General features: G+C 37.1%; 12 protein-coding genes and 5 pseudogenes. 4 read left to right on the forward strand and 13 right to left on the reverse strand.

Annotation, left to right across the window (positions count from 1 at the left end):
• From FGL31_RS18665 to FGL31_RS18690, 7 genes and pseudogenes are all read right to left on the reverse strand, one after another.
• Positions 1–801 (reverse strand): substrate-binding domain-containing protein, encoded by an 801-nt coding sequence (locus FGL31_RS18665; protein WP_232046964.1) that lies wholly within the window; start codon positions 799–801, stop codon positions 1–3.
• A gap of 31 nt (positions 802–832) precedes the next feature.
• The gene (locus FGL31_RS26685; protein ID WP_232046965.1) at positions 833–1012 is read right to left on the reverse strand and encodes a LacI family DNA-binding transcriptional regulator; all 180 of its coding nucleotides are present in this window, start codon (positions 1010–1012) and stop codon (positions 833–835) included.
• Between the two features lie 31 nt (positions 1013–1043).
• The gene (locus FGL31_RS18670) at positions 1044–2480 is read right to left on the reverse strand and encodes a S41 family peptidase (protein WP_138093710.1); all 1437 of its coding nucleotides are present in this window, start codon (positions 2478–2480) and stop codon (positions 1044–1046) included.
• A gap of 70 nt (positions 2481–2550) precedes the next feature.
• Positions 2551–4050 carry a S41 family peptidase gene (locus FGL31_RS18675; protein WP_138093713.1) on the reverse strand — a complete coding sequence of 500 codons (1500 nt, stop codon included), beginning with the start codon at positions 4048–4050 and terminating at the stop codon, positions 2551–2553.
• 7 nt (positions 4051–4057) lie between these two features.
• A complete protein-coding gene (locus FGL31_RS18680; RefSeq protein WP_138093716.1) occupies positions 4058–4606 on the reverse strand; it encodes an HAD family hydrolase in 549 nt (182 codons plus the stop codon).
• 1 nt (position 4607) lies between these two features.
• Positions 4608–5075, reverse strand: coding sequence for an ATP-grasp domain-containing protein (locus tag FGL31_RS18685; RefSeq protein ID WP_138093718.1), 468 nt, complete (start codon positions 5073–5075; stop codon positions 4608–4610).
• Position 5076: 1 nt separating this feature from the next.
• Positions 5077–5726, reverse strand: a pseudogene (locus FGL31_RS18690) (ABC transporter ATP-binding protein).
• Between the two features lie 149 nt (positions 5727–5875).
• On the opposite strand from FGL31_RS18690, the pseudogene sucC reads away from it, so the two are divergent.
• From sucC to FGL31_RS18705, 3 genes and pseudogenes are all read left to right on the forward strand, one after another.
• A pseudogene (gene sucC / locus FGL31_RS18695) lies at positions 5876–7073 on the forward strand (ADP-forming succinate--CoA ligase subunit beta).
• Positions 7074–7569: 496 nt separating this feature from the next.
• The gene (hemL, locus tag FGL31_RS18700) at positions 7570–8883 is read left to right on the forward strand and encodes a glutamate-1-semialdehyde 2,1-aminomutase (protein ID WP_138093720.1); all 1314 of its coding nucleotides are present in this window, start codon (positions 7570–7572) and stop codon (positions 8881–8883) included.
• Between the two features lie 67 nt (positions 8884–8950).
• Positions 8951–9763 carry a hypothetical protein gene (locus FGL31_RS18705; protein ID WP_138093722.1) on the forward strand — a complete coding sequence of 271 codons (813 nt, stop codon included), beginning with the start codon at positions 8951–8953 and terminating at the stop codon, positions 9761–9763.
• Between the two features lie 828 nt (positions 9764–10591).
• Here FGL31_RS18705 and argC read toward each other — a convergent pair.
• From argC to FGL31_RS18720, 3 genes and pseudogenes are all read right to left on the reverse strand, one after another.
• Positions 10592–11617 carry an N-acetyl-gamma-glutamyl-phosphate reductase gene (gene argC, locus FGL31_RS18710; RefSeq protein WP_138093724.1) on the reverse strand — a complete coding sequence of 342 codons (1026 nt, stop codon included), beginning with the start codon at positions 11615–11617 and terminating at the stop codon, positions 10592–10594.
• A 91-nt stretch (positions 11618–11708) separates the two neighbouring features.
• Positions 11709–12898, reverse strand: a pseudogene (gene argG, locus FGL31_RS18715) (argininosuccinate synthase).
• A gap of 53 nt (positions 12899–12951) precedes the next feature.
• Positions 12952–13657, reverse strand: a pseudogene (locus tag FGL31_RS18720) (GNAT family N-acetyltransferase).
• 564 nt (positions 13658–14221) lie between these two features.
• On the opposite strand from FGL31_RS18720, the gene FGL31_RS18725 reads away from it, so the two are divergent.
• Positions 14222–14413 (forward strand): hypothetical protein, encoded by a 192-nt coding sequence (locus tag FGL31_RS18725; protein WP_232046966.1) that lies wholly within the window; start codon positions 14222–14224, stop codon positions 14411–14413.
• 100 nt (positions 14414–14513) lie between these two features.
• On the opposite strand, the gene FGL31_RS26690 is transcribed toward FGL31_RS18725, so the two are convergent.
• The 3 genes and pseudogenes from FGL31_RS26690 to FGL31_RS26700 all read right to left on the reverse strand — a co-directional run bounded on the left by FGL31_RS26690 (position 14514) and on the right by FGL31_RS26700 (position 16409).
• Complete coding sequence (locus FGL31_RS26690) at positions 14514–15014, reverse strand: prolyl oligopeptidase family serine peptidase (protein WP_232046967.1); 501 nt, start codon at positions 15012–15014, stop codon at positions 14514–14516.
• A 4-nt stretch (positions 15015–15018) separates the two neighbouring features.
• The gene (locus FGL31_RS26695) at positions 15019–15300 is read right to left on the reverse strand and encodes a prolyl oligopeptidase family serine peptidase (RefSeq protein ID WP_232046968.1); all 282 of its coding nucleotides are present in this window, start codon (positions 15298–15300) and stop codon (positions 15019–15021) included.
• A 28-nt stretch (positions 15301–15328) separates the two neighbouring features.
• Positions 15329–16409 (reverse strand): annotated as a pseudogene (locus FGL31_RS26700) (S9 family peptidase).
• Positions 16410–16448 lie beyond the last annotated feature (39 nt).

Raw genomic sequence — 16448 nt, forward strand, 5'->3', positions numbered from 1 at the left:
TTATTTAAGGACTAATTTTGAGGGATATACCACTTCTTGTGCAGTATCGGTATATTCTTTCTTATCTATAATATCGAACAATATTTCAGCAGCTTTATGTGCTTGTTTTTCTGGATATTGTTCGATACTACCCATTGGCGGATTATCCATATACTTCCACAAAGGATAATTGGCATAACTGATAAAAAACATATCTTGATTTAGAATAATGCCACGTTGTTTCGCATAACGAATTAAATCCAAAGTCACAAAATCATTGAATGAAATTAATGCTGAAGGACGGTCTACCAAAGTGCAAATCTTTTCCATGGCTTCTTCATTCCCTGCTTCTGTTAAATCAGTATTCACAACATAACTAGCATCATATTCTATCCCATTTTTGTCCATAGCTACTTTAAAAGCCTCAGCTCTTTCCTTCGAAGCCAATAGAGATTCAGGACCATTGATCAAGGCTATCTTTTGATGACCACGATCCACAAAAGCATCAATCGCTTCTATCATTCCTGACGCTAGATCACTGTAAACTTTATGCACATTGGGCATATCCGGCACACAATCAAAAAACACAATAGGAATTTCTGTTTTGGCAAGGATATCTAAGAAGTCCGTGTCGCCAGTATTCTTGCTCATAGAAATTAAGATACCATCAACACGATGTTTTTTAAAAGTTTGGATAATATTCAGCTCCCTATTTTCGTCATCCAGGGATTGACCCAATAGAACCGTATATTTTCTCTCTTCAGCCACATTTTCAATAGCTGAAATTGCTTCCGAGAAAAATGGCTCAGATAATTTTGGCAAGATTACCCCAATTGTAAATGTCTTCCGCTGTTTAAAAAATATGGCAGTTTTGGTTAGGCTCATAAGCCATCTCCTCCGCCATTTTCTTAACACGCATCGTCGTAACCAAACCAATGCTTGGATGGTCATTCAATGCTCGTGAAACAGTAGAAGGGGAAATTTTAAGCTTCCTTGCGATTTCCTTGATAGTCGTGGGTTTATTGCCTGCCATGCATCAAAGTTAATAATTATAAAATGATTTATTAATCCTTTATCATATTGCGGCGAGGGATTTTATTCAATTCCCGAATCTGACTCCGATTTGTTTTTACGCTTGACGTAACCCTCGCAGATGCCCTCGCATTTGATGCACCCAACAACGAAAGTCCTTTTTGTGTCATATCTTCTGAAGGGTCTCCAAGTAGCTTATGAATATTGTCGTTAGCCTGGAAATTAGCGGTAATACCATCCCAATAATCCGTAAAACCTTGCGCATTGATGATCTTAAATGAGGCAGCCCATAGACCAACATCATCGGAAATATCCTCCCTAAAGAAACCAACAGGCTTGCCATAGGTCGATTTCTCATATCCTACCAACTGAACTTTCATATATGGCATTAAAGCTGAGATAACGATCTCACTCGCAGAGGCGGTATAGTCACTTACTAGAAAAACAACATCGGTAACTTCTAGACCATTATTATCCCTTGCAAAGATCTCATCAACAAATTCTGTACTACCCTCATTCCGCTCTCTCTCCAAGTTTTTATTAACATCATATTTGAACATGACTTTTTTATCACCACTGCTGTTGATGATTTTATTCAATAGATAGATCGCTGAACTTACATAACCACCACCATTATAGCGTAAATCTACAATAAGCTTCTTTACCTGTTGAGCTCCAAAAACCGTGAATGTAGAATCAATTCCTTTTTTCATCTTGGAGTCCGAACCACCAGACCTAAGCTCTTCAAAGGATGACAATGCAATATAACCTACTTTAGTGCTATTATCAGTGAAAACCTTTCCTAACATAAAGGGTTGAATGTCGTAGGTATCATAATTAAGGTTATGAGTTTTCTTTGTACCATTTATACTTTGGACAGTAATATTTAGGGTTTTTCTTTCGATGTATTCATCCACTTTCGATTGATTAGCATAAACCATGTTTTTATCACCTTCCATCTCCAATACCCTATCCCCTCTTTTTATGCCAGCTCTTTCACCAGGTGAACCACCCTCAACAAACATCACAAATAAGCTATCCTGCCTATCCCCATCAAAGGCCATATAAAGACCATAACCATCCGTCACATCTGCACGTGATGAAGCATCAGAGCCTGAACTCAAATCCTCAATCCATGAAAACCTATCTAATGGACCATTATAGCTTGGATGATAGATATAATTTGTCTTTTGTGGAGTCTGACTCATTAAATATCCCAATAACGCATCTGCATCATCATATTTATCTGTCAAGGTCGAAATTGGATTAGCCACCTCAATGGATGATTCCCAATAAGACAAATACTTGTATTTGGAATATACACTGTCCAAAACTTGTTGGGCAGCAGTCCTAGTTCCATCACCACCGGGTCTCGGTGGTGGGTCTATATCTTTAAGGTCCTTTTTACAACCAACAAATAATATAACGGTTGCAAGGATTATAATCTTTCCCAGTAATATGTTTTTCATCTGAATTATTAAGTAATCTCGAATTATACAAATTTGATTCCAATAATTGACTCAAATTTGAACAAAAAGATTAATCCTTAATGGGCAATGATGGCATCTTATCTTTAGAAAACTTGTACATGTTGTTTCTGTAAGATTTCATCTCAGGTTGTTGTGGCGTTTGAATAACATCTAAACCTGTTTTTGATCTCCGTGCAGAAGCCCTTGCAGAATATGAACCTGTAGCAATATGGTCCAATGCTGCAGCAAGCAAACTCTCACTTTCATCACCCAGTTGAGTCAAGAAACCATCTCTAGCATCTTTCTTCTGACCAGTCAATCCACTGAAATAATCACCATAACCATCCTTATTGTTCATTTGGAAAGAAGTAATATATAAATCAGCATACCCATTGACAGTTGGCCATCCAAAAAAGCCAACAGGTTTACCGTATGTTCCTCTTCCATTAGTCGTAATTAGTTCTACAGTCATATAAGGTTTCAGAACATTGATCACCAATTCACTCGCGGATGCCGTACTAGTCGTACCCAAGAAATAAACTCTCGGTAAATTCAAGCTATTGGTCTTGTTGAAGTTCACAGATTGAAAAGGCGCTTCAGGATTCGAATTATCATTCCAACCAGCCTCAGCAAGGTTTTTATTTACCTTATAGTCATACATCTTTCCTTTCCCTGCTGCAACAGGCGCAATTAAATTTGCCATAAACTCCGCTGAACTCGTAGAACCACCACCATTGTACCTTAAGTCTACAACTAATTCATCGATGTTTGCCGTTTCAAACTCTTTGAAAGCATCCAACATCGCATTATAATAAGCATTCGGTTTAGAATTACTGAAAACATTGACAAATGAGGTGTAAAATAGATATCCCACTTTTTTGCGATTGACAGTAAAGATTTTTTTGATCAATATTGGATCGATATTGTATGCTGCTGCCGATACTGTTATTTTTTTAGTGCCAGTTTCTCCAGCTGCCTGAACAACTAATTCAAGAGCACCCTCTCCAGTCATAACTTTATAAAAGTTCTTGAAATCTTGTTTCTCGTCGGTATCGTAGTCAATCTTGGAATCACCATTGATACTTAAAATCTTCATCCCACGAATTAAACCAGCTTTCTCTGCTGGTGAACCCTTCTGAACTACCTTAACGTAAAGATTCGTTTCAGTGTTATTGTTCTGATCAGTAACAGAAATATAGATCGGGGTAATACCAGTTTCCTTATAAACCCCTTGCTGTATTTCTTCACTCACTGTTCCTGCGCGATCCACAAAACTAAAACGGTCATCAGGTGCATCTTTTCTTAAGGCCGCAAATACTTCCTCGGAAGTCTGAAAGGAACCCGTAAAAGCTTTAAGATCTGCCTTACCATCAGTACCTACTTTTGGTTGAGGCAATTTCTCCTCCCAAAGCGAAAATAAAAGAGAATAAAAATACGTGGAATCCCTCAACAAAATCTCTTTATCAGGGTCGCGACCATCATCTTCTTCTGGTTTTACAGAATCTTTTTTACAGCCTACACAAAAGATAAGTGTAGCAAGAAAGGCAAAAACAATAAATCTTTTCATCATAATTTAGCTAGTTGTCTTGAATGAAAATCAAATCACTCTCGGTTATTTGATTTTCTGAAGCAATATAGCTAAATGGCTCAATATTTCGAAAACTTAACTCATCGATAAAATAGATTTTAACATTCTTATCAAATCCTTGCCAGTCAATATGTTTTACTTTATTCAATTGCAAAGCAGGGTTGCCTTTTGTTAAAATCGCAATTGAAGAACCTCTTTCCAAAATAGATGCAAACAATAATTTTATTTCGTTGAAAAGGTAAAGCTTTAGTGGAAGATGCCCATTTACCATCAAACGCTCAAAATTCTCCTTATAATCATTGCTAAAACTGAACCGCTCAGAAGTCATTTCATAAACCGCATCCTCACCCTTCTCAAGATAAACATCCTTCATAAAAGAAACCATATCTGTAGCCATTGTCTTACCTTCAGTAAACTCAACAAATTGAGCAAACAAATAATAGATTTGTAACAGATAGTCCTTCTTAGGAATTAGGACATCATCAACTTCGAATAAATAAAGTTTCTTATCTAATGGAATTTTAGAAATATCAATCATATTAAATCGTACATAAAGCTACATCATCGCCTTCATCTGAAACAGCATACAATCCACTAATACCACCATCAAAATCATTTGAATTATTCAAGCTTTTTCCATGAAGGAATAAGGAAAGCTCAACAGATGAATTCGGATTTTCCAAGACAAAGACCTCTTCTAAGGTTTCTCTATCGGGACAGAGCAATTGAATCCCATATTCTTCAAATAAAATCTTTGCTTCTGAAATAGTTTGAATTTCCGAAAGACCTAAAGGTAAAACAAGATCAACCTGCCTGTCTAGACTCAACTTCAATATCTCATGGGCATAGGTAGGATTTACTCCTGTCGGAATCTTAAGATAATTGGAAGCCAAAAAACTAGGCACTTCCTCAGAAGTAGAAAAAAGAATCTCAAATTTGTCCTGGAGCATTTTGGAAATCCTCTGCGCCAAAGGTCTGGTACCAAAGGTTATTAAAAGCTTTTGCATATTAATAGATTAAGCCGTCTCGCATATGAATAGTACGGTCAGATATTCTTGCCAACTCTTCGTTGTGAGTAACTATGATAAATGTTTGTTGCATCTTCTCGCGCAGGTCGAAAAACAACTGATGCAGCGCAGTAGCATTTTCAGAGTCAAGGTTACCTGATGGCTCATCCGCCAAAATCAAAGTCGGATTGTTGATCAGTGCTCGAGCTACCGAAACACGTTGTTGTTCACCACCAGACATCGCGGATGGCTTATGATTGGCCCGATGTGAAACCCTAAAATATCAAGTAAATCCAAAGCGCGCTTCTCAACAGATTTCTTGTCCTGTCCTGCGATAAACCCTGGAATACAAACATTCTCCAAGGCTGTAAACTCAGGCAATAAATGATGAAATTGAAAGACAAATCCAATATGTCTGTTCCTGAAATCACTAAGTTGCTTTTCATTCAACGCAAAAACATCCTCTCCCTCTATCAAAACCGTACCTTTATCAGGCTTATCCAAAGTACCGATGATATGAAGTAGCGTACTTTTACCAGCACCAGAAGCACCAACGATAGATACAATCTCACCCTTTTTAACTGAAATACTAACTCCTTTTAAGATTTCAAGGTCTCCATAGGACTTAAAAACATTATTTGCTTTCAATATCATATTGCGAAAATAATAAAAAACAAAAACATCCAATCCCATACCTGAGATTATAAATATGATGACGAACACGGAGACTCAATTTTATCGTAATAATAACTTGTCCCTTCCGAATAAATACGCTATTTTTACTGCAAATTTTTTTATCAATGAACATTCACGAATATCAAGGAAAAGAAATACTTAAGAGTTTCGGAGTAAGAGTACAAGAAGGTATTGTTGCTGAAACCCCAGAGCAGGCTGTTGAAGCTGCTAAGAGAATGAAAGAAGAATTCAACTCGGATTGGGTTGTGGTAAAAGCACAATCCATGCGGGTGGCCGTGGTAAAGGTGGTGTGTAAAATTAGCTAAAAACCATGACGAAGTATTGCAACGCTCTACGGACATCATCGGAATGCAACTAGTAACTCCACAAACTGGTCCAGAAGGTAAAAAAGTTAACAAGGTTTTAATCGCGCAGGATGTATATTATCCAGGTGATAGCGAAACCAAAGAATTCTATATGTCCGTATTATTAGACCGTGCTACTGGTCGTAACATCATTATGTACTCTACAGAAGGTGGTATGGATATCGAAGAAGTTGCAGAAAAAACTCCACACTTAATTTTCAAAGAAGAAATCGACCCTAAAGTAGGTCTTCAAGGTTTCCAAGCTCGTAAAATTGCTTTCAACTTAGGACTGTCTGGTGCAGCTCACAAAGACATGGTGAAATTCGTAGCAGCGCTTTACAAAGCTTACGATTCTATCGATGCTTCTATGTTTGAAATTAACCCAGTATTAAAAACTTCTGACGACAAAATTCTTGCCGTAGACGCTAAAGTTAACTTAGATGAGAACGCACTTTACCGTCACCCAGAAATCGCTGCTTTACGCGATATTACTGAAGAAGACCCTACTGAAGTAGAAGCAGGCGAATTCAACTTGAACTATGTGAAACTAGATGGAAACGTAGGATGTATGGTGAATGGTGCCGGGCTTGCAATGGCAACTATGGACATCATTAAAATCGCTGGTGGTGAACCTGCAAACTTCCTAGACGTAGGTGGTACTGCTAATGCGGAAACTGTAAAAGCTGGTTTCAACATCATCTTAAAAGACCCTAACGTTAAAGCTATCTTAATCAATATCTTCGGTGGTATCGTTCGTTGTGACCGTGTTGCGCAAGGTGTAATCGATGCATACAACGAAATCGGAAACATCCCAGTGCCAATTATCGTACGCCTACAAGGTACTAACGCTAAAGAAGCTAAAGAATTAATCGACAATTCAGGACTTAAAGTTTACTCAGCAATCCTTTTAAAAGAAGCTGCTGAACTAGTAACTAAAGTACTAGAAGAAGGAAAATAAAATTAAACACAAAAAAAGCCGGGCTTTCAAAAGAAGCCCGGCTTTTTTTGTAGACAATAGACACCAGACATTAGACATTAGACAAATTGAATGTTCCGCTATTTGCACAATTCTTAACGCTTGTTATCTTGATTGTTCTGAAATAAATTTCCCCCTTTCCAATTCTTATGTCTTGTGTCTTATGTCTTATGTCTATAATTATGCAATAAAATTCCCCCTTTCCAATTCTTATGTCTTGTGTCTTATGTCTTATGTCTATAATATGAAATAAAATTCTCCCCCATTCCAATTCTTATGTCTTGTGTCTTATGTCTTATGTCTATAATATGAAATAAAATTCTCCCCCATTCCAATTCTTATGTCTTGTGTCTTATGTCTAATGTCTATAATTACACAATATGCAATAAATTTCCCCCTTTCCAATTCTTATGTCTTGTGTCTTATGTCTTATGTCTATAATTATACTACTTTTGTATAAACACAAATTTTAAAGACTATGACAACATCTACTTCGGATATTTCACGTGAGAAGTCAGCGAAGTTATTTGAGAAAGCTAAGGAATATTTCCCTGGCGGTGTAAACTCCCCTGTTCGTGCATTCAAATCAGTATATGGAACTCCTTTATTTATTGAACGTGGCGATAAAGCTCACCTTTGGGATGCTGATGGAAATGAATTTATTGATTATTGCTGTTCTTGGGGCCCATTGATTTTGGGACATAATACCCCAGAAATTCGACAAGCAGTTCAAGATCAATTGGAAAAAGGATTAAGCTTTGGAGCTCCAACTGCCTTGGAAAATGAATTGGCAGAATTAATCCTGAAAAACAACAAAAAAATTGAAAAAATTCGATTCGTAAGCTCAGGAACAGAAGCTGTCATGTCAGCAATTCGATTGGCAAGAGGATATACAAAAAGAGATAAGATTGTAAAATTCGAAGGATGCTATCATGGACACTCTGATTCACTACTAGTAAAAGCAGGATCAGGATTGGTAACTTTCGGTGAAACATCATCCGCAGGTGTACCTAAAGCATTTGCTGATGAAACAATAGTCATCGCTTTAAATGATAAAGAAGCACTCGAAAAAGTGTTCGCAGATTTTAAAGATCAAATTGCTGCAGTAATTATCGAAGGAGTCCCTGCAAATAATGGCCTTCTAATTCAAGATAAAGATTACATACATTTCCTTAGAGACATCACCAAGCAAAATGGAGCTCTACTGATCATGGACGAAGTCATAACAGGCTTTAGACTGGGATTTGAAGGTGCTTCAAAATATTACGATATCCAACCTGATATCTTAACTTATGGAAAGATTATTGGTGGCGGCATGCCTGTAGGTGCCTACGGTGCCTCAAAAGAATTAATGGCTTGCATTTCCCCTGATGGTGCAGTATACCAAGCAGGAACATTGTCAGGAAACCCAGTGGCAATGGCAGCAGGAATCGCAGCATTACAAATCTTAGCACAACCAGGTTTTTACGAAAAAATAGAACAAACAACTCAACAGTTTGTTCAAGAATTACGTTCATACATTCAAGAAAAAGGTTACGAGGTAACATTGACCACAATTGGATCCATTTTCTGGTTTGCATTTACAACGAAAGAAAAAATCCAAAGAGCGGATGAAATCGATCCAGCATCAATGGACAAATACAAAGTAATGCATAGAGAATTGTTGAATAGAGGAATTTATTTTGGCCCATCCGGATATGAAGTAGGATTTATTTCCGCTGCTCATACTCCTGAAGACCTTAAAATAACATTAAATGCGATAAAAGAAGCCTTAGATATCGTTTTTCAATAAAAATCAAACAATTAAGGCTTATATTTGTTTAAGTATTAACATATTTCGACTAAATATTAATTAAAAGATGAGAACAATCAAATCAGCATTAGCAGTATTAGCTGCAACAGCGGTACTTGCTTCTTGCAATACCCCCACTAAAAATCAAGAAGGTGAAGTGAAAGATTCAACTGCATTAGCAGATTCTGTTGGTGCAATCGCAGTAAACCCACTTTCTCATGCCAAGGACTTCCCAGGTGCAACTCTGAAAGTATCTTCTATAACTTCAGAAAAACTTGGAACTGACTCAGCTAAAATCACGGTAAAATATGACGTTCAGAACTTCAAATTAACTGAACAAACTGAACATACTCACCATATGGCAAACTCTCATGATGGACAGCATATCCACTTTATCTTGGATAACACTCCTTATGTAGCGCTATACAAACCAGAGCATACTTTCACCGTACCAGTTAATTCTGAGCATTACTTGATGTCTTTCCTTTCTCGTTCTTTCCACGAGTCACTGAAAACAGCAGATGCTTCAAAATTAATCAAGTTCAAAGTTGAAGGTGATGGAAAAATCACTGAGCTTCCAGCTCCTACGGAACCATCAATCTTCTACAGTAGACCAAAAGGTGACTACAAAGGCGATGAAACAAAAACTTTATTGTTAGACTTCTTCGTATCAAACGCAACTTTAGGTGCTGATTCATACAAAGTAAAAGCAAACATCAACGGTCAAGAATTCATTCTAGACCAATGGGTGCCTTACGAAGTACTTAACCTTCCTCTTGGTGAAGCTACAGTGAAATTAACACTTGTAGACAAAGACGGAAACGCTGTAACTGGTGACAACGTATCAGTTGAAAGAAAAGTTAATTTACTAGAGAACTAAAACTCTTTTAAAATCACAATAAAAAAGGCGGAATTTTCATTCCGCCTTTTTTATTGCCCCAATAACTAATCCCATCTTTAGCCCTATAACCCTTACCCAAAATAATCCTACGAATTATTGCCTCCATGTTACCCCATCAATTATTTTCATTCCATGTAATCCCATCAATTATTTTCAATCCATGTAACCCCATCAATAATTTCAATCCATGTAACCCCGCTAGGGGTGCAACTATTATAGAAAAATGTTACACCAAAAAACAGAACCCCGCTAGGGGTGACACTATTACATAGACCATAATCCCCACAAACCCCATCGGGGTTAAATGCCGGAGGCATGAAATATCTCTTAAATGCTATCGGCATGACATATCTATAGATTTAAAAATCACCTCAAAAACCAACGCCGTAGGTGTGGCATGTTTGTTAAAAAATTATGTCTTTTAGATGGATTCTTTATTAAAAATAAATTTATAGTTACACCCCTCTGGGGTTTTATGGTGTGGAATTTTGGTCTCTATAATAGTTACACCCCTCTGGGGTTTTATGGTGTGGAATTTTGGTCTCTATAATAGTTACACCCCTCTGGGGTTTTATGTGTGGAATTTTGGTCTATGTAATAGTGCCACCCCTACAGGGTTGGTAGACGTCGCATTTCCATTTCTATAATTGTGCCACCCCTCTGCGGTTTTATGGTGTAGAATTTTGCTTTCAATAATAGCTACCCCCTGAAGTTGTATAATGTGTAATATTGTTAAAAACAAAAAGGGCCAAAGGCCATCTCTAAACTTTACCAAAAGTCTATTGTCTAATGTCTTATGTCTAATGTCTACTCTACATCCCCACCGACTTCAACCCCCAAACCTGCCTTTTCATCCAAACCAAACATCAAGTTCATATTTTGAACAGCTTGCCCCGAAGCACCTTTCAACAAATTATCCGTTGCATTTAGAATCAACAATTTATTTCCGTGCTTTTCTAGGTGCATAATACTTTTATTTGTATTCACTACTTGCTTCAAATCAATATTAGCTCTTGAAACATGAGTGAAAGGATGTGCTGCATAATAAGATTTATACAACTCATATGCTTGTTCTTCAGTCAGGTCAGTTTCCACATATATAGCAGAAAAAATACCTCTCGCGAAATCCCCTCTTTGAGGAATAAAATTAATACGTTCCGCAGCCCTTTCGATCAACGAACCATCACCCGATGGTAGAAACCCCTCTTGCAATTGATTCAATGATTCAGAGATCTCCTGGAGGTGTTGGTGGTCAAAAGATTTATAGGCTGACAAGTTATTATTACGCCACGAAAAATGAGTGGTGGCACTTGGCTTTTGCCCTGCTCCTGTAGAACCGGTCGTAGCATTCACATGAATCTGATCAGGCAACAAACCTTTACTTGCTAATGGCAATAAAGCCAATTGGATGTTCGTAGCAAAACAGCCCGGATTCGCAATGTATTGTGCAGTTTTAATAGCTTCCTTATTCAATTCAGGAAGACCATAGATAAAATTCTTACCTTGATAGGAAACGTTCGACTTCAACCTGTAATCTTGGGAAAGATCAATAATCTTTACCGAAGGATCAATAGAATTCGCATCTAAAAACTTGCGCGCATCCCCATGACCAACACATAAAAACAGAACATCGATATCCGAATGAAAGTCCGAAGAAAAAGTTAAATCGGTATCACCAAATAAATCATTGTGAACATCAGAAAGCTTATTACCAGCATTAGAAGCACTATTAGCGAAAATTATATCTACATTAGGATGATAGATTAATACTCTTAATAATTCCCCACCAGTATAACCTGCAGATCCAACAATTCCAACTTTAATTTTTTCCATTGTATTTATTTGATAGAATATAACAAAAAACCAAGGTACCTAGCATGGCTACCTTGGTTTGCAAAAAGAACATTTTTATATAAAAAGACAATTAGTCTTTCTTATTTACTTTATGCCAGATAATAGTTTGGTTAACGAAGATTTTCGAGAAAACCTTTTACATCATCAACAGTATAGCCTTTATTCATCTCACCGTAGCTGCCAAATTTGTTTGACATCAAATCATGATCTGATTCAACACCAATAATCACAAAACGGTGTGGATGCAATTCAACAATCACACGACCAGTCACAGTCTCTTGAGAGCTCTGTAAAAAAGCCTCCATATCTCGCATTACAGGATCGTGCATCTGACCTTCGTGCATATAGTTTCCGTAGAATGCAGATAACTGGTCCTTCCACGATAATTGCCACTTGGTCAAGGTATGTTTTTCCAACGTGTGGTGTGCTTTGATCAAAATTATTGGACCAGCAGCCTCAAAACCCCACACGACCTTTGATACCAATAATAGTATCTCCTACGTGAATATCGCGCCCAATTCCATAAGGTTGTGCAATAGCTTGTAACTCCTGAATAACCTTGACAGGACCAATTTTCTCACCATTCAATGCAACAGGTTGTCCCTTTTCAAAATCAATGGTAATAGTTTGAGGTTTCGTCGAAGTCAATGGCGTAGGCCACGCAGACTCTGGTAAGTATTGGTTAGAAGTCAATGTTTCGGCTCCCCCAACAGAAGTACCCCAAAGACCTTTATTAATCGAGTATTTAGCCTTTTCTGCAGAATACTCAACACCATGTTTATTCAAATATTCAATCTCATCCTCACGTGACAATTGTAGGTCACGAATTGGAGTAATGATCTCAACGCCTGGAATCAACGTTTGGAAAATCATGTCAAAACGAACTTGATCATTTCCAGCACCTGTTGAACCATGTGCTACACATTCTGCACCGATCTTCTTAGCATAGTTTGCAATGGCAGTAGCCTGTGAAACACGCTCCGCTGAAACTGACAAAGGATAGGTAGCATTCTTTAACACATTACCAAAAATTAAATACTTAATAGTATCTTGGTAATAATCTTCAGTTTCATCAATAGTGGTATGCGACTTAACACCTAATTCATAGGCTCTTTTTTCAATATTCTTTAATTCTTCATCAGAAAATCCACCAGTATTCACAATTACTGAGTGAACCTCTAATCCTAAGTCACGAGATAGATAAATACAACAAAATGAAGTATCTAATCCACCACTAAATGCTAAAACTACTTTTTTCATTTTATAACGATTAATATGCTTATGATAACAAAAATAACAATTTAAAAAACCTTTTACAGGTCTTGCGCCAACCGGAATGACCGCAGCAACAATTTTTTAGTCGATTTCCAAAGCTTAGCTTCTATCCTCTTTAATAAAGATTGCTTCTTTGAAATCCGATCCAAACGCTCTTTAGCCTCCGCTTTGCGTAGGATTTTCTCCTTCAACTCTCTCTCCTTTTCTACAGGATCCCAAAGCATCGCTGTACACATACAGTTCTTGCGATCCTTTGACATCAAAATATCGTAATTAACACAGGATTGGCAACCCTTCCAAAACTCCTCATCCTGAGTCAATTCAGAATAAGTAACAGGCTCATATCCTAAGTCAGAATTGATCTTCATAACAGCTAATCCTGTTGTCAATCCAAAAATTTTGGAATTCGGATATTTCTCCCTTGACAGTTCAAAAACTCTTTTCTTGATCGCCTTCGCCAAACCAACTTTCCGGAATACAGGATTTACAATAAGACCCGAATTCGCAACATAGTCTCCATGACTCCACGTTTCTATATAACAGAAACCAGCCCCAGGTACCATCCTTATGCAAAGCAATAACAGCCTTGCCCTCCTCCATCTTACGGGCTACGTATTCAGGCTTCCTACGTGCAATACCAGTTCCTCGAGCCTTCGCAGACTCAAACATTTCATTACAGATTTCCTCAGCATATACAATATGATTTGCCGTTGCAGGAATAATTAAAAAATCTGAAAGTGTCATTTAATAATGTCGACCTAAAAAATAAAATACAAAAGTATTTGAACTATCTAATCTAATTTGAATATCACTCATCGAGCTTGATGAACAACAAAATGGGAAGTTTGCCTGCCTCAGAATCAAGCTCGAGGCAGAATAGGTCGTCGGAATCGAAGAATAGGACAATTGAAAGTACGTAAAGAACAATAAATCTCACGACTAAGCTTTTTATTAGCTTGTGTCAAAGAATTCATATATAACTTGTTACAATACATTTTCTTATGTCCCGTTAAACTTAATGATCAGACTGCGCAAAAGTAAACAATTATTTTTTTCTTTTATGCAATATCAAAGTAGTTTTTTTATTTAAAAAATAAATTGCCCCTACCTTCTTTGAAAACCTTTCAATCAGACTTTCCAATTATTGAAACGTTTAAAATCATTCATTGTTTTGTAAGTTTTTTATTCTAACAACCATACCTAATCACATTTATTAAATAAATCCTTAGTTTTGCACCAAATAATAAAATCATGGTAGGTCCTAGTGTCTTTTTTTACGCAATATTTGTCATCCCATATATCCTCTTTATGTACTGGTTAGTGAAACAAGACAAAAAGAAATATATGTGGGGAATAATTGTCGTAACGGTAGTTGCCATATTTGGCCTTGTAGTTTCTCAACGTGCTAGTAAAATCGCAATGGAAAACTACAAACAACATCAAATTGATGCTCGTGAAATCGAAGCAGAAAATAAAGCTGATAGCTTAAAACAGAATTAAATAAAATCTTCAGCATAATAAGAAATGGGGCCGTTCAATTATTTCGAACAGCCCCCATTTATTTTTTATAAAAATTGCCTAAGTAATCTTTACCTATAAACTATTTCGTTATTCCTTCCAGTTTAAATAAAAACGCATAGCTTAAAGCAACATCCTTTAAATAATCAAACCTTCCAGATGCACCGCCATGACCATACTCCATATCTGTTTTCAATAAAATCACATGACTTCCTTTCTTCGTAGCCCGCAACTTTGCAACCCATTTCGCAGGCTCAAAATATTGAACTTGACTGTCGTGAAGACCCGTGGTAACCAATAAATTCGGATATTCCTTAGCCTCAATGTTTTCATAGGGAGAATATGACTTCATATAATCATAGGCCTCCTTATTATTAGGATTGCCCCATTCATCATATTCGTTTGTCGTCAATGGAATAGATTCATCCAACATCGTATTCACAACATCCACAAATGGAACTTGCGCAATTACACCGTTCCAAATTTCTGGAGCCATGTTGATTACGGCACCCATCAATAAGCCTCCCGCACTACCTCCTTGAGCATATAAATGCTCTTTGGATGTAAATTTCTGGTCAATCAAGAATTTACCGCAATCTATAAAAATCAGTAAAGGTATTTTTTTTCTTCATCATCTTCCCATCTTCATACCATTGTCTACCCATTTCCTCTCCACCTCTGATATGCGCAAGTGCATAAATAAAACTCGGTCCAATAGTGAAAAGTCGGGTAGAACTGAAACTTGGATTCATCGAATTACCATAAGATCCATAAGCATATAATAATAATGGCGCACTACCATCTTTTTTAGTGCCTTTTTTATAAACTATAGAAATTGGAACTTCAACGCCATCTCCTACTTTCGCCATCACTCGTTCAGTAACATAATTCTTTTGGTCATATCTCCCAAAACCTCTGCTGCTTCATCAAGGTCTTATCCTTGGTCTTCATATTATAATCATAAGTAGAAGAAGGTGTAACCATAGAAGTATAACCATACCTTAATATATCCGTATGATACTCTGCATTGGTACTAGGATAAACCGTGTATGCAGCTTCACCAAAATCTAAATAATGCTGACTATTATCCTTAAGATCACGAATTGCCAATTGAGTCAAACCATTTTTTCCGTTCCGAAATTGCAAGTAATTCGCAAATTCGTCAATCCCTTCTACCAAAACATCTGCACGGTGGGGAATAAACTCTTCCAATTTTCTTACCCGTGTTTTCCAATGAAGTCTCCATAACTTTGAAGTTTTTTGCATTATCGTTCGTTACGATCAAGAATTTATCCTCCAAAGGTGTGACATCATACAGAACATCTTTCATCCTCGGCTGAAAAACCTTGAATTCAGCATTCGGATCATCAGATTTGATATATCGGGTCTCCGAGCTCAAGGTACCGCCTGAATAAATAAAAATGTATTTATCATTCTTTGATTTAGACACACCAATATAATTGGTATTGTCTTTTTCATCATAAACAACTGCATCAGAATCAGAACTTGTTCCTAAGGTATGGCGTTTAATCTTTTCACTTAAAAGGGTTACTGGATTTTTAGCAGTATAGAAAATAGTCTTGTTATCCGCAGCCCAAACCGCAGATCCTGAAGTCCGAATAATACGGTCAGGCAATAATTCGCCTGTCTCCAGATTCTTTATTTGAATAACATACTCTCTCCTGGAAACGGTATCCACTGCATAGGCCAGCAATTTGTTGTCCGGACTAACAGATGCGCCTCCTAAAGCAAAATATGCAAACCCTTCAGCCATCTTGTCTACATCCAACAAAACTTCCTCAGCAGCCTCCAAACTGCCCTTCTTTCTGCACAACTTGTAATATTGCTTGCCTTCTTCCGTCCGTTGATAATAATAATACCCATTTTTAAGATAAGGAACGCTCTCATCAGTTTCTTTGATCCTCCCTTTCATCTCCTTAAAAAGTATATCCTGAAAACCCTCCGTATCTTTCATCATCTCCTCCGTATACTTGTTTTCAGCAGTCAAATAATTTAC

The organism is Sphingobacterium daejeonense (assembly GCF_901472535.1).
Taxonomy (GTDB): domain Bacteria; phylum Bacteroidota; class Bacteroidia; order Sphingobacteriales; family Sphingobacteriaceae; genus Sphingobacterium; species Sphingobacterium daejeonense.

Bases quoted from the DNA above. Each gene is read 5' to 3' on its own strand.
- FGL31_RS26685 (WP_232046965.1), bottom strand. From the start codon at position 1,012: ATGGCAGGCAATAAACCCACGACTATCAAGGAAATCGCAAGGAAGCTT.
- FGL31_RS18670 (WP_138093710.1), bottom strand. From the start codon at position 2,480: ATGAAAAACATATTACTGGGAAAGATTATAATCCTTGCAACCGTTATA.
- FGL31_RS18675 (WP_138093713.1), bottom strand. From the start codon at position 4,050: ATGATGAAAAGATTTATTGTTTTTGCCTTTCTTGCTACACTTATCTTT.
- FGL31_RS18680 (WP_138093716.1), bottom strand. From the start codon at position 4,606: ATGATTGATATTTCTAAAATTCCATTAGATAAGAAACTTTATTTATTC.
- FGL31_RS18685 (WP_138093718.1), bottom strand. From the start codon at position 5,075: ATGCAAAAGCTTTTAATAACCTTTGGTACCAGACCTTTGGCGCAGAGG.
- hemL (WP_138093720.1), top strand. From the start codon at position 7,570: ATGACAACATCTACTTCGGATATTTCACGTGAGAAGTCAGCGAAGTTA.
- FGL31_RS18705 (WP_138093722.1), top strand. From the start codon at position 8,951: ATGAGAACAATCAAATCAGCATTAGCAGTATTAGCTGCAACAGCGGTA.
- argC (WP_138093724.1), bottom strand. From the start codon at position 11,617: ATGGAAAAAATTAAAGTTGGAATTGTTGGATCTGCAGGTTATACTGGT.
- FGL31_RS18725 (WP_232046966.1), top strand. From the start codon at position 14,222: ATGTACTGGTTAGTGAAACAAGACAAAAAGAAATATATGTGGGGAATA.
- FGL31_RS26695 (WP_232046968.1), bottom strand. From the start codon at position 15,300: ATGGCGAAAGTAGGAGATGGCGTTGAAGTTCCAATTTCTATAGTTTAT.